General features: G+C 67.1%; 12 protein-coding genes. All 12 read right to left on the reverse strand.

Annotation, left to right across the window (positions count from 1 at the left end):
- Window positions 1–216: 216 nt before the first annotated feature.
- The 12 genes from bamA to N5J29_RS08300 all read right to left on the reverse strand — a co-directional run bounded on the left by bamA (window position 217) and on the right by N5J29_RS08300 (window position 13,152).
- Window positions 217–2,637, reverse strand: coding sequence for an outer membrane protein assembly factor BamA (gene bamA / locus N5J29_RS08245; protein WP_065181175.1), 2,421 nt, complete (start codon window positions 2,635–2,637; stop codon window positions 217–219).
- 74 nt (window positions 2,638–2,711) lie between these two features.
- A complete protein-coding gene (gene rseP / locus N5J29_RS08250; protein WP_053518305.1) occupies window positions 2,712–4,070 on the reverse strand; it encodes an RIP metalloprotease RseP in 1,359 nt (452 codons plus the stop codon).
- Between the two features lie 60 nt (window positions 4,071–4,130).
- The gene (gene dxr / locus N5J29_RS08255) at window positions 4,131–5,321 is read right to left on the reverse strand and encodes a 1-deoxy-D-xylulose-5-phosphate reductoisomerase (protein WP_065174697.1); all 1,191 of its coding nucleotides are present in this window, start codon (window positions 5,319–5,321) and stop codon (window positions 4,131–4,133) included.
- A 2-nt stretch (window positions 5,322–5,323) separates the two neighbouring features.
- Window positions 5,324–6,160, reverse strand: a complete 837-nt coding sequence (locus N5J29_RS08260) for a phosphatidate cytidylyltransferase (RefSeq protein WP_164150802.1) — start codon at window positions 6,158–6,160, stop codon at window positions 5,324–5,326.
- The gene (uppS, locus tag N5J29_RS08265) at window positions 6,157–6,924 is read right to left on the reverse strand and encodes a polyprenyl diphosphate synthase (RefSeq protein ID WP_065174698.1); all 768 of its coding nucleotides are present in this window, start codon (window positions 6,922–6,924) and stop codon (window positions 6,157–6,159) included. Before uppS ends, N5J29_RS08260 begins: the two co-directional genes overlap by 4 nt.
- Window positions 6,925–6,929: 5 nt before the next feature.
- Entirely contained in the window at window positions 6,930–7,484 is a 555-nt protein-coding gene (gene frr, locus N5J29_RS08270) for a ribosome recycling factor (RefSeq protein WP_053518312.1), read from the reverse strand.
- Window positions 7,485–7,581: 97 nt separating this feature from the next.
- Window positions 7,582–8,310: a UMP kinase gene (gene pyrH / locus N5J29_RS08275; protein ID WP_053518314.1), complete on the reverse strand. Its 729-nt coding sequence runs from the start codon at window positions 8,308–8,310 to the stop codon at window positions 7,582–7,584.
- Window positions 8,311–8,430: 120 nt separating this feature from the next.
- Window positions 8,431–9,966 carry a GGDEF domain-containing protein gene (locus N5J29_RS08280; RefSeq protein ID WP_053518316.1) on the reverse strand — a complete coding sequence of 512 codons (1,536 nt, stop codon included), beginning with the start codon at window positions 9,964–9,966 and terminating at the stop codon, window positions 8,431–8,433.
- A gap of 203 nt (window positions 9,967–10,169) precedes the next feature.
- Window positions 10,170–11,048 (reverse strand): translation elongation factor Ts, encoded by an 879-nt coding sequence (tsf, locus tag N5J29_RS08285; protein WP_053518318.1) that lies wholly within the window; start codon window positions 11,046–11,048, stop codon window positions 10,170–10,172.
- A 125-nt stretch (window positions 11,049–11,173) separates the two neighbouring features.
- Window positions 11,174–11,980 (reverse strand): 30S ribosomal protein S2, encoded by an 807-nt coding sequence (gene rpsB, locus N5J29_RS08290; protein ID WP_053518321.1) that lies wholly within the window; start codon window positions 11,978–11,980, stop codon window positions 11,174–11,176.
- A 219-nt stretch (window positions 11,981–12,199) separates the two neighbouring features.
- Window positions 12,200–12,898, reverse strand: a complete 699-nt coding sequence (locus N5J29_RS08295) for a molecular chaperone (protein WP_164150804.1) — start codon at window positions 12,896–12,898, stop codon at window positions 12,200–12,202.
- 5 nt (window positions 12,899–12,903) lie between these two features.
- Window positions 12,904–13,152, reverse strand: coding sequence for a hypothetical protein (locus N5J29_RS08300; RefSeq protein WP_239519751.1), 249 nt, complete (start codon window positions 13,150–13,152; stop codon window positions 12,904–12,906).
- Window positions 13,153–13,173: the final 21 nt, after the last annotated feature.

Below are 13,173 nucleotides of genomic sequence, written 5' to 3' on the forward strand. Positions count from 1 at the left end.
CCAGGGCCACCCGCCGCCTCAGGACAGTCTCCCGCGAGCGCGGCCAAGGGCCCGTGCAGTGTGCAGTGTCATCTGCATCAACGAAAACGCCGGGCAGAGCCCGGCGCTTCGTACCCCGTCTGGTGGAGAGCCCCCCTTCTGTTAAGGGGGGCGCGCCAGCGGCGCGGGGGATAGGAGGAATGCGCGTGCAGTTCTGATGAGCCGCAGGGCGGTTCGTCAGAACTGCCCACCGAAGGTGAATTGCAGGCGCTCGATCTTGTCGTCGTCTTCCTTCTTCAGCGGGAACGCATAGCTGATCGAGATCGGGCCGACCGGGGCGCGCCACAGCAGGGCCACACCGGTGGACACACGCAGTTCGTTGGCCTTGAAGTTGTCGGCGCCGTTGTAGACGTTGCCGAAGTCGACGAAGGCCGACACGCGGGCCGACGGACTGTCGAACAGACGCGGGAAGTAGGCTTCGATCGAACCGACGGTCTTCAGCGAGCCACCCAGCGGCTGGCCCTCCGGATAGCCCATGGTGACTTCGCGCGGGCCCAGCGTGTTGTCCTCGAAGCCGCGCACCGAGTTGGTACCGCCGGCGTAGAAGTTCTCGTAGAACGGCAGGCCGCTGGCGGTGACCGTCTTCCTGTAATCCGGTGAGCCCGGGTTGCAGTTCACGGTCTGCACCGGGTTCGGGTTGGCCTCGGTCGGCGCGGTGTAGCAGAGATCACGCGAGGTGTCCTTGCCGTAGCTGTCGCCGTAGCCGATTTCCGCACGCGTGTTGATCACCAGCGACGGCATGATCGGCCAGTACTTGGAGATCTGGTAGTTCAGCTTGTAGTACTCGACGGTCGAACCCGGCAGCGTGGTCTCCAGGCCGATGCGCTGGTAGGTACCGCGGGTCGGCATGAAGTAGTCGTTGCGCGAGTCGCGTGCCCAGCCGAGCTCGGTGCGCCAGGCATGGAAGGTGCGGCGGCCGACGGCGTTGATGTAGTCGATGATCGATTGCGGCGTTGCGTTCTGGTACGTCGAGATCTGGTTGCTGTCGATGCCGAACATCAGCGAGACCGAGTCGGTTTCGGTCAGCGGCACGCCGAACACCACCTGCGCGGCACCGTTGGTGCTGTTGTACTGCGCGGTGTTGAAGTCGGAGTAGTCCAGTTCGCGCCAGGACAGGTTGTAGCCCAGCGACACGCCGTCATCGGTGAAGTACGGGTTGGTGTAGCTGAAGCCATAGCGCTGCAGGTAGCTGCTGCGCGAGGCTTCCACCGACACGCGGTTGCCGCCGCCGAGGAAGTTGTTCTGCGACAGCTGCACGGAGGTGGTCATGCCGTAGGACTGCGAGTAGCCCAGGCCGAACACGAAGCTGCCGGAGGTGGTTTCCTTGACGTTGTAGACGACGTCGACCTGGTCGTTGCTGCCGCTGACGGCCGGGGTTTCCACATCCACCGATTCGAAATAGCCCAGGCGCTGCAGGCGGATCTTGGAGCGGTCGATCGCGGCCTGCGAGTACCAGCTGTTCTCGAACTGGCGCATTTCGCGACGCATCACCTCGTCGGAGGTGCGGGTATTGCCGCGGAAGACGATACGACGCACCGACACGCGTGGGCCCGGCACCACCTGCATGTTGATGGCAACGGTCTGGTCAGCACGGTTGGTGGTCGGGATCGGGTTCACCTTGGCGAACGCGTAGCCGATGTTGGACAGCGAGTTGGTGATCGTGTCCGAGCTGAATTCCAGCAGCGCCCGCGAGAAGGTGTCGCCGGACTTCTGGATCACCATGCGCTCCACGTCCTCCTGCGGGAGGATGGTGTCGCCGCTGACCTTGATCTCGGAGATCTTGTACTGCTCACCCTCGGTCACGCCGGCGGTGAGGAACATGTCGCGCTTGTCGGGGCTGATCGACACCTGGGTGGAGTCGATGCTGAAGTCGACGTAGCCACGGTCGAGGTACCACGAGTTCAGCTTTTCCAGGTCGCCGGACAGCTTCTCCTTGGAGTACTGGTCATCGCGGCGGTACCACGAGGCCCAGTTGTGCTCCTTGGATTCCCAGGTTTCCAGGATGTCCTTGCTGTCGTACTTCTCGGTGCCGACCAGGTTGACATGGCGGATCTTGGCCGCCTTGCCTTCCTTGATCGCGATGGCGATGTCCACACGGTTGCGGTCCAGCGGGCTCACCGTCGGGGTGATCTCGACGTTGTACTTGCCGCGGTCGTTGTACTGGCGGCGCAGTTCCTGGGTCACGCGGTCCAGGCTCAGGCGATCGAACGTGCCACCTTCGGTCAGGCCGATGTCGGACAGGCCCTTCAGCAGCTGGTCGGACTTGATGTCCTTGTTGCCGGTCACGGTCAGCTTGTTGATCGCCGGGCGTTCCTTGACCGTCACCACCAGGATGTTGCCCTGGCGGTCCAGCTGCACGTCCTCAAAGAAGCCGGTCTTGTACAGGGCGCGGATGGTTTCGCCGACCTTGCTGTCGGTGACCGTCTCGCCACGCTCCACCGGCAGGTAGGTGAATACCGTACCCGAGCTGATGCGCTGCAGGCCGTCGACGCGGATATCGCTGACAGTGAAGGGCTCGGCTGCCTGGGCCAGGGCGGGAGCGCCGGTGACGGCGGCGAGGGCGAGGGCCAGCAGGCGGCGATTGGGGAGTCGCGTCATGTCACGTCCGGTAGGAAGGTCGATTTCATTGGTGCGGGATGCCGACGCTGTAGACGGCAACAACGTGGAAAAGTTCATCGCGGGACCAGGCCGAGGATGTCGTTGTAGAACGCCAACCCCATCAGCCCGGCCAGCAACGCCAGGCCGATGTATTGGCCGGCGGCGATGGCACGCTCGCTCAGCGGGCTGCCCTTGACCAACTCGATAAGGTAATACAGCAGGTGGCCGCCGTCCAAGATCGGGATCGGCAGCAGATTGATGATGCACAGGCTCAGCGACAGCAGCGCGAGGAACTGCAGGAACCAGTCGAGCCCACGTTTGGCCGATACATTGGCCACACGGGCGATGGTGACCGGGCCGGAAACGTTCTGCAGCGAGGCCTTGCCGGTCACGATGCGGGCCATCATGCCCAGCGAGTCGGCGGCCAGCCGGCCGGTTTCACGCACCGCCACGGTGACCGCGTCCAGGGGCCCGTAACGCAGCAGGGTGTCGTAGGCCGGGCTGTAGGTGGTGGGGAAACCGACGCCGATCTGCCAGACCGGCTCGCCCTTGCCGTCCTTGCCCTGGCGCGGAGTCACTTCCAGTGCCAGCCGCTCGCCGCCACGCAGGACTTCGATCATGCCGGGGCCGCCGGTGCGGCCCAGGGCCTGGATTTCGCCGATCACCTGGTCGACGCTGTCAATGCGCTGCCCGTCGATGGCCACGATGAGGTCGCCCGGCTGCAGCTGGCCCGCAACAACGGAATCCGGTGTGAGCCTGTCGACCAGGGCTGGCTGCAGCCATGACTGCCAGTACAGGCCCGCCAGGATCGGCACCCGCCGTTCATCGAAGCCTGCCGGCAGCTGCGACAGCGGCAGGGTACGGGCATGCACCTGGTCACTGCGGTCGATCACGTCCAGCGTGACATCACGACGGTCCATCGCTGCCGCGGTCAGGGCCATGCTGGCCTCGCCCAGGGTGCTGACCGGGCGGTCGTCCACGCGCAGCACGCGGTCACCACTGTTGAGCCCCGCCGTCGCCGCGATGCCGCTGGTGCGGCCGAGGGTGGGCGAATAGTCCTGCTTGCCGATCACGAACATCGCCCACAGCAGCAGGATGCACAGCAGCAGGTTGGCGACCGGGCCGGCAGCGACGATGGCGATGCGCTGCCAGACCGTCTTGTGGTTGAACGCCTGGCCGCGTTCCTGCGGATGCACCTCGACTTCGCGCTCGTCGAGGAATTTCACATAGCCGCCCAGCGGAATCGCAGCAATGGCGAATTCGGTTCCATGCCGGTCGCGCCGCGACCACAGCGGCCGGCCGAAGCCGACAGAGAAGCGCAGCACCTTGACTCCGCACAGGCGGCCGACCCAGTAATGCCCGAGCTCGTGGAAGGTGACCAGCAGCCCCAGGCTGACAATCATCCACCAGACCGATCCGATGAAGTCAGTCATGCAGGCTCACGTTGGCGGGCAGGGGCGGCGTCGTCATGCAGGGCTGGGCAGGCGGGCGGTTCAGGCGGCGTCGATGGCGTTCAGGGTCAGCAGGCGTGCGCGCTGGTCGGCGGACAACAGGACCTCCAGTGTATCGGCTGGCTCGGTCGGCAGTGTTGAAAGAGCGTTAGCAACCAGCGCCGGGATGGTCAGGAAACCGATCCGGCCCTGAAGAAACGCTGAAACGGCCTCTTCGTTGGCGGCGTTCAGCATCGCCGGGGCGGTGCCACCGGCGCGCATCGCCTGCCAGGCCAGCGCCAGGCAGGGGAAGGCCTCGGTATCGGGCGCCTCGAAATCCAGCCGGCCCTGCGCCAGCAGATCCAGCCCGGCCACGCCCGAGGCGATGCGTTGCGGCCAGCCCAGGCCAACGGCCAGGGTGGTGCGCATGTCCGGCAGGCCCATCTGCGCCAGGGTCGAGCCGTCGACGAATTCGACCAGCGAATGGACCAGGCTCTGCGGATGGACCAGCACCTCGATGCGTTCACCCGGCACGGCGAACAGGTGGTGGGCCTCGATCACTTCCAGGCCCTTGTTCATCAGGGTCGCGGAATCGACCGAGATCTTCGGCCCCATCGACCACTTCGGGTGGGCCACGGCCTGGGCCGGGGTGACCTGCGCCAGTTCGGCGCGGCTGCGGCCACGGAACGGGCCACCGGAGGCGGTGAGCAGGATCCGGCGTACCCCGGCGCCTTCGAGGCTGGCGTCGCGCGAGCGCAGGCACTGGAAGATGGCGCTGTGCTCGCTGTCGATCGGGATGATCTCGGCCCCGGCACGTTCGGCGGTACGGGTCAGCAGTTCGCCCGCCAGCACAAGTGATTCCTTGTTCGCCAGCAGGATGCGCTTGCCCGCGGCGGCGGCGGCCAGGGTCGAGGACAGCCCTGCCGCGCCGACGATGGCGGCCACCACGGTGTCGCAGGCGTCACTGGCGGCCAGCTGGTCAAGCGCTGCCTGGCCGGCGTGGGCCTGGGTCGCCAGGCCGGCCTCGCGCAGACCGTCGCGCAGCGCAGGGTACAGGGCCTCGTCGGCGATCACCGCGTGCAGGGGCTGATGCTGGCGGCACAGCGCAAGCAGCGCCTGCACCTGGCGGCCGGCGGCAAGCACGGTGGCCCGGTAGCGCTGCGGATGGCGCGCGATCACATCCAGGGTGGAGGCACCGATCGATCCGGTGGCGCCGAACACGGCGACCCGGCGCAGGTCTGCTGCTGCATGCATGGTCAGAATCCGAAGATTTCCTTGCCCAGCGCGAACACCGGCACGGCTGCCAGGACGCCGTCGACACGGTCGAGCACGCCACCATGGCCCGGGATCAGGTTGCCCGAGTCCTTGGCACCGGCATGGCGCTTGATCAGGCTCTCGAACAGATCGCCCAGCACCGAGGCCAGGACGGCGATCACGGACGTGATCAGCAGGCCCGGCAGGTGGGCCAGGTCGATACCGGCCAGCCAGCCCAGGCCGACGGCCACGGCCACGCCGGCCAGCAGGCCGCCGACCAGGCCTTCCCAGGTCTTGTTCGGGCTGATGCGCGGGGCCAGCTTGTGCCTGCCGAAGCGGCGACCGGCAAAGTAGGCGCCCGAATCGGCGGCCCAGACCAGCGCCAGCGCGGCCAGCAGCCACAGATGCCCCTGCCGGCCGGGCGGGTCGCCGCCGGCGTGGATCAGCACCAGCGCGGCCCAGGCCGGCACGATGGCCAGTGTGCCGGCCAGCAGCTTGAGGATGCGCGCGGGGCTGCCCGGCTGTGCACCGAAGTTGAAGAAGCGCAGCCAGACCAGCGCCGCCAGCCACCAGGCGACGCCGACCAGCGTGGTGATCTGGAACAGCACCAGGGTACTGCCGTCGGCCCACACCAGCAGCACCATCAGCAGCAGGTTCAATACCAGCAGCACGGTGCGCGCCAGGGTGTCTTCAACGTCGGCCAGCTTCAGCCATTCCCACAGGCCGATCAGCAGGACGGCGGCGGCCGCGGCGGCCAGCCATTGCGTCGGCAGCAGCAGGATCGCGGCAATTGCGACCGGCGCCATGATCAGCGCGGCGAGGACTCGGGTCTTGGTCATGGGCTGGACGTCTCAGTGGCCAGGGCGGCGATCTGGGCGCTGGTCAGGCCGAAGCGGCGCTCACGGCCCGCATAGGCATCCAGCGCCTGTTGCAGCATCGCGGCGTCGAAGTCCGGCCACAGTGCCTCGGTGAACCACAGCTCGGTGTAGGCCAGCTGCCACAGCAGGAAATTGCTGATGCGGGTGTCGCCACCGGTGCGGATGAACAGGTCCGGTGCCGGCAGGTCGGCCAGGGCCATCTGCCGGCCCAGCAGCGCCTCGTCGATCTGTTCGGGCAGCAGGCGCCCGGCCGCCACTTCGGCAGCCAGTGCGCGCGCCGCGCGGGCGATGTCCTGGCGGCCGCCATAGCTGGCGGCGATCGACAGGGTCAGCGTGGTGTTGCCGGCGGTGCGCTGTTCGGCCAGCTGCATGCGGCTGACCAGCGAGGCGCCGAAGCGCTCGCGCTCGCCGATGAAGCGCACGCGCACGCCCCGGCGGTGCAGCTCGTCCACTTCGCGGTCGAGCGCACCCAGGAACAGCTTCATCAACGCATCGACTTCGTCCTGCGGCCGGCCCCAGTTCTCGCTGGAGAAGGCGAACAGGGTCAGCGCCGGGATGCCCAGTTCAAGGCAGCGCTCGATGGTGCGGTTGACCGCGCGCGCGCCGGCACGGTGGCCGATCACGCGCGGGCGGCGGCGCTGCTGTGCCCAGCGTCCGTTGCCATCCATGATGATGGCGACGTGGCGGGGCAGGGCGGCCGGCAGGGGAGGCGGGACTGAAGGCATCGACTTCAGACCGACAACAGTTCCTTTTCCTTGTCCGCGACGACCTTGTCGACATCCTTGATGTTGCTGTCGGTCAGCTTCTGGATATCGTCTTCGCCGCGCTTCTTCTCGTCTTCGCTGATCGCCTTGTCCTTGACCAGCTTGGCGATTTCCTTGTTCGCGTCCTGACGGATGTTGCGGATCGCGATCTTGGCGCCTTCGCCTTCCTTCTGCACCTGCTTGACCAGTTCCTTGCGGCGCTCTTCGGTCGGCGGCGGCATGTTGATGCGGATCGCGGTGCCCAGCGTATTCGGGGTGAACTCGGCGTTGTACAGCCCCTTCTCGATCTCCTTGATCATGCTCTTGTCGAACGGCGTGACCAGCAGCGAGTGGGCGTCGGCGTTGGAGATCGAGGCGACCTGGTTCAGCGGGGTGCTGGCATTGCCGTAGGCATTGACGGTGACGCGGTCCAGCAGGGCCGGAGTGGCACGCCCGGTGCGGATCGAGGTGAGGGTGTGCTTCAGAGCGTCGATGCTCTTGGCCATGCGCGTCTGCGCGTTGTTCTTGATGTCGTTGAGCATCGCCCGGGTCCTGGATGTAACTGGAATCGGGCGATTATAGGCGAATACGGGACGCTGCCGGGCCTGGATCGGCCCGGGCGTCGCCTTGCGCTCAGGCTCAGGCCGGGTCGCGGCCCTGGACCAGGGTGCCGATGTTCTCGCCGCTGAGGATCTTCAGCAGCTCGCCCGGCTGGCCCATGTCGAACACCCGCATCGGCAGATCGCTGTCGCGGGCCAGTGCGAAGGCGGCGGTGTCCATCACTTCCAGCCCGCGGCGGATCACTTCGTCGTAGCTCAGGCTGTCGAAGCGGACCGCGTCGCTGTGCTTGTTCGGATCCTTGTCGTACACGCCATCGACCTTGGTGGCCTTGAGCAGCAGGTCCGCACCGATCTCGATGGCACGCAGGGCTGCGCCGGAATCGGTGGTGAAGAAGGGGCTGCCGACGCCGGCGGCGAAGATCACCAGCCGGCCTTTTTCCAGGTGACGGATGGCGCGGCGGCGGATGTAGTCCTCGCACACGTCGTTGATCTTGATCGCGCTCATCACGCGGGCCTTGGCGCCCAGCTTCTCCAGGGCGTCCTGCATGGCCAGCGCGTTGATGACGGTGGCCAGCATGCCCATCTGGTCGCCGGTGACCCGGTCCATGCCGCCGGCAGCCAGGCCGGCGCCGCGGAAGATGTTGCCGCCGCCGATCACCAGTGCCACTTCGGCCCCTGCCTGCTGGGCCTCGATCACTTCACGGGCCAGGCGGTTGATGACCTTCGGGTCGATGCCGTAGTCCTCGTCTCCCATCAGCGCCTCCCCGGAGAGTTTCAGCAGGATGCGGCGATAGGCGAGCTTGGACATGGGGACCTCGGGTGCGTGGAAATCGCGGGCGATTCTACGCGCATGCGGCGCCCGGCCAAAGTGTTTTGTGCACTGCGGCGCAAAATCGGCTGGATCGCCCCGCTCATCGGGGCGTCCCGTTCAGCCCGCTTCGAGGCCGGCAGTGGCGGACAGTTCGTCGTGGCCCAGCGCGCCGGGGGAGCGGGCAATCACCCGGTTGCGGCCCAGGTTCTTGGATCGATACAGCACGTCATCGGCGGCGCGCAGCAGGTCCTGCACGTCGGCGAAGCGTTCGTAGCCCCCCTGCGTGGCCACGCCGGCGGAGAAGGTGACGAACAGCGGCCCTCCCTCGAGTTCGGCCATCGGCGTGGCGACGATGTTCGCCAGCACGCGCCGGATCACCTCCAGCGCCACCGATTCGCTGGTATTGGGCAGCAGCGCCACGAACTCCTCGCCACCGAAGCGGGCGACGGTGTCGCTGTTGCGCAGCTGGCCCTGCAGTTTGCCGGCGAAGGCGCGCAGCACCTCGTCGCCGGTCAGATGACCGTGAGCGTCGTTGATCTTCTTGAAGTCGTCCAGGTCGATGAAGGCCACCGACAGCGGCCAGCCATGCCGGCCGGCGCGCAGGAATTCCTGCTCCAGCACCGCTTCCAGCTGGCGCCGGTTGAGTACGCCGGTCAGCGCGTCGCGGTGGGCCTGGTCGGCCAGCCGCTTGGCGCGCGCCTCGAATTCATCGGCGCGTCGGCGTGCCTGGTCGGCATCCTGCAGTTCGCGGAGGTTGCGCAGGGTGGCCAGCTCCTGTGCGTGATCGATCAGTTCGTGCACCCGCGCCGGAGAATTCAGGCCGGCTTCGAACAGGCTGGCGATATCGGGCAGGGCATCGCTGATGCGGGCCAGGACCTGGTCGAAGCGGGCGCTGTCCAGATCCAGGCGGTCATGCACCTGCTGCAGCGCCCGTTCGCGGGCCGCGTCGGCGTCGCCGTCCAGCCAGATGTCGGCGACCGCGCCGGACAGTTGCACGCACGCCTGGAAGGGCGAATCGGCGGCGTCCTCGTCTTCGCTGTGGCTGATGCTCTCCACCAGGTAGCGCGGCAGGCCCCACTGCTCGGCCACCCAGGCGCCGACATCGGCGTGGCTGCAGCCCAGCACGTCGCGCTCGCGGGCAACCAGGTCGAGGTTGTCGCGTGCTTCACGCAGCAGGGGCAGGTAGCGCTCGGCTTCGGCCTGGGCCAGGCACAGCACGCCCATGTCCTGCAGCAGTCCGGCCAGCATCAGTTCTTCCAGGCGGCGCAGCCCGCGCGCCTGGCCGAGCTGGCTGGCGGCCAGTGCACTGAGGATGCTGCGCTTCCAGGCCCGCTGCCGCAGGTCGTGATCGGCACCGCTTCCGGTCAGTCCCTGGGTGACCGTGAAACCCAGCGCCAGACTGATGGTGGCGTTGAGGCCCAGCATGGTCAGTGCCTGGCCGAGATTCTCGATGCGCCGCCGGCTGGCATACAGCGGCGAGTTGGCGATGCGCAGCATGCGGGCGCTGAGCGCCATGTCGATGGCGATGATGTCGGCGGCGGTGGCGATGTCCGCTTCCGGATCCTGGGCCAGTTCGATGATGCGCAGGGCAATACCGGGTGGCGAGGGAAGGTTGCGGCAGAGCGCCAGGGCAGCTGTCAGCTCGGGAGGCATGGCGGATCGTTCAATTCCATTAGGGCAAGAATACCTAGGAATTCATCACAGTCTGCGACTTTCTATCCTGCTATGTGACTGAGGATTCCCTGCGCCGAGTATCGGCCTGATTCGCGCGCAACGCAAAGTTCACCGACGGCATAAAAAAAGAGCCGCGGTTCCCCGCGGCTCCTTCTGGTCGCTTCACAGCCGGAAGGCTGGACTCAGACCTGCATCGCCTTGGCAACTTCGGCGGCGTAGTCTTCCACCACCTTCTCGATGCCTTCGCCGACGACCAGCAGCTGGAAACCAGCGACGTCGGCACCGGCGGCCTTGACCACCTGCTCGACGGTCTTGTCGCCGTCCAGCACATAGGCCTGGCCGTACAGGGTCACTTCGCTGACGATCTTGTTGATCTTGCCGCTGATGATCTTTTCCAGGATATCAGCCGGCTTCGACTTGTCCTTCTCGGACATCTTGGCCAGTTCGATTTCCTTTTCCTTCTCGACGAAGTCGGCCGGAACGTCGGCGGCCTTGTTGTGCGGCGGCTTCAGCGCAGCCACGTGCATGGCCAGGCCGCGGGCCAGTTCGGCGTCGCCGCCGACCAGGTCCACCAGGACGCCGACCTTGCCATTGGTGTGGACGTAGGCACCCACGGTGTTGTTGCCGTCGACCTTGGCGATGCGGCGGATCTGGATGTTCTCACCCAGCTTCTGCACGGCCAGGGCGCGGGCTTCTTCGACGGTCTCGCCGGAGGCCAGCTTGGCGGTCTTCAGCGCTTCGACGTCGGCAGCGCCCGATGCCAGGGCGGCAGCGGCAACGGCGTCGACGAAGGTCTTGAAGTTGACGTCGTTGGCGACGAAGTCGGTTTCCGAGTTGACTTCGACCAGCACGGCCTTGCCGCCGTCCTGTGCCAGGCCCAGACGGCCTTCGGCGGCCACGCGGTCAGCCTTCTTGTCGGCCTTGGCAGCGCCGGACTTGCGCAGCAGTTCCGCCGCAGCGTCGATGTCGCCGGCGGCTTCGGTCAGCGCCTTCTTGCATTCCATCATGCCGGCGCCGGTGCGCTCGCGCAGTTCCTTGACCAGGGAAGCAGTGATTTCCACGGGATTACCTCACGAAAGAAAGGGGTTGGGCCGGCATGGTGGCCGGCCCGTATGACATGGTCCTGTCACGCGCCGAGGGCGGCATGCAGGAGGGGTGGGCGCTGGGGCCCACCCCGGGGCCTGGATCAGGCCTGGGCTTCGTCGCCCTTCTTGGCGGTCTTCTTGGCCGGAGCGCGACGGGCCGGCTTCTCTTCGCCTTCAGCGGCGGCTTCAGCGAACTCTTCCTCGCGCACCGAGGCGGCGTGCGGAGCAGCGGCCTTGCCTTCCAGCACGGCGTCGGCGGCGGCACGGGCGTACAGCTGCACGGCGCGGATGGCGTCGTCGTTGCCCGGGATGGCGTAATCGACCAGCTCCGGGTTGTAGTTGGTATCAACCACGGCGATCACCGGGATGCCGAGCTTCTTGGCTTCCTTGATGGCGATGTCTTCGTGGCCGATGTCGATGACGAAGATGGCGTCCGGCAGACGGTTCATGTCCTTGATGCCGCCCAGCGAGGCTTCCAGCTTGTCGCGCTCGCGACGCAGGCCCAGCACTTCGTGCTTGACCAGCTTCTCGAAGGTGCCGTCGGTTTCACCGGCTTCCAGTTCCTTCAGGCGGGCAACCGACTGCTTGACGGTACGGAAGTTGGTCAGGGTGCCGCCCAGCCAACGCTGGTTCATGAACGGCATGCCGCAACGCTCGGCTTCTTCCTTGATGGTTTCGCGGGCGCTGCGCTTGGTGCCCAGGAACAGGACGGTGCCGCGCTTCTGGGCAACCGACGAGATGAAGTTCATCGCGTCGTTGAACAGCGGGACGGTCTTTTCCAGGTTGATGATGTGGATCTTGCCGCGGGCGCCGAAGATGTACGGAGCCATCTTCGGGTTCCAGTAGCGGGTCTGGTGGCCGAAGTGGACGCCGGCTTCCAGCATCTGACGCATGGTGACCTGGGGCATTGCAGTACTCCTGATATGGAACCAGCGATTCCGCCCGCGGGACAGGTATGCGGGACGCGTGGAAGCGCGATCGGTTCCGGGGTTGGGCTTCCCTGTTGCCTCCGTGGCCGAACTCCTTGCGGAGCACCCCGGCACGGATGGGGGCAGCAGGTGTGGATTCACCGGTGACGTCCGGTGTGGACGGGGTCCAGCGCACAGGGCGGCAGGACATCCCGGCGATTATAGCCCGGCGGGCGGGTTCACCGCAATTGACGGGTCCCATGCGTCCAGAACGACCTCCCGGCCGTCCTGCAGGCGGGCCCGGAAGCGGCCGCCGAGATAGCCGTCGCGGCGTGCCGGCAACGTCCAGCGCCTTTCCCGTCCTGCCAGCACATAGCCGGCCAGGCCCGGCAGCAGCACGCTGCGATGGCCGCCGGCGGACTCGAATGAAAGCCCGTCCAGGCGCGCATGCAGGCGGCCCGGGTTGTCCAGTCGCAGATGAGTCTGCGACCCGTTGGATTCGACGCGGGCACGCACGGCCGGGCGCACTGACGGCGCAGCCGCACCCTGGAACAGGGGCAGCGAGTAGCGCGGCAGGCTGCTTCTGCCGGGGGCGAGCACGATACGGTAGGCCTGCTCGGCGGCGACCGGGACGGCGCTGCGGGGCAGCAGCCAGACCCGCTGGCGGGCGCCGGGCGCCAGATCCAGTCGGGTCGGACTGGCCAGGATGCGGTCGCTCGGCTGCAGCCGTTCGGCGTCCAGCTGCTGCTCCCACGCCAGGATCTGCACCTCGCCCTGCCAGCGCTCGGGGCCGGGGTTGTGCAGCCAGAGTTCGGTGCGGCCCCCTTCGGCGGGCAGCTGCAGGGTCGTGGGCAGCAGGTCCAGTGCGGCGGCAGGCAGCCCCGGCAGCAGCAGGAACAGGGCGAGGAGTGCGCGCATCGGCATCAGTAGATGAATGTCGGCGCGGCGGAAGCGTCGTCGGTGGGCGAGGCTGGCGCGGGGGCGAGTTCACGCAGCTGTGCCGGCAGCTGCGTGGCATCGCTGCGCTGGTGCGGAACGGCACACGCGCGGCCGCCGGCATCGCCCTGGCAGGCTTCCACTACGACCAGGCGCACCTGCACCGGGGCTGCCGGCTCGGCCCAGGCCAGGGGGGCGGCGAGCATCATCGCCAGGATCGGAACTGCGCGAACCACCTGTCATCCACCGTGCCGGGA

The organism is Stenotrophomonas sp. GD03680 (assembly GCF_029844625.1).
In the GTDB taxonomy this organism is placed as follows: domain Bacteria; phylum Pseudomonadota; class Gammaproteobacteria; order Xanthomonadales; family Xanthomonadaceae; genus Stenotrophomonas; species Stenotrophomonas maltophilia_P.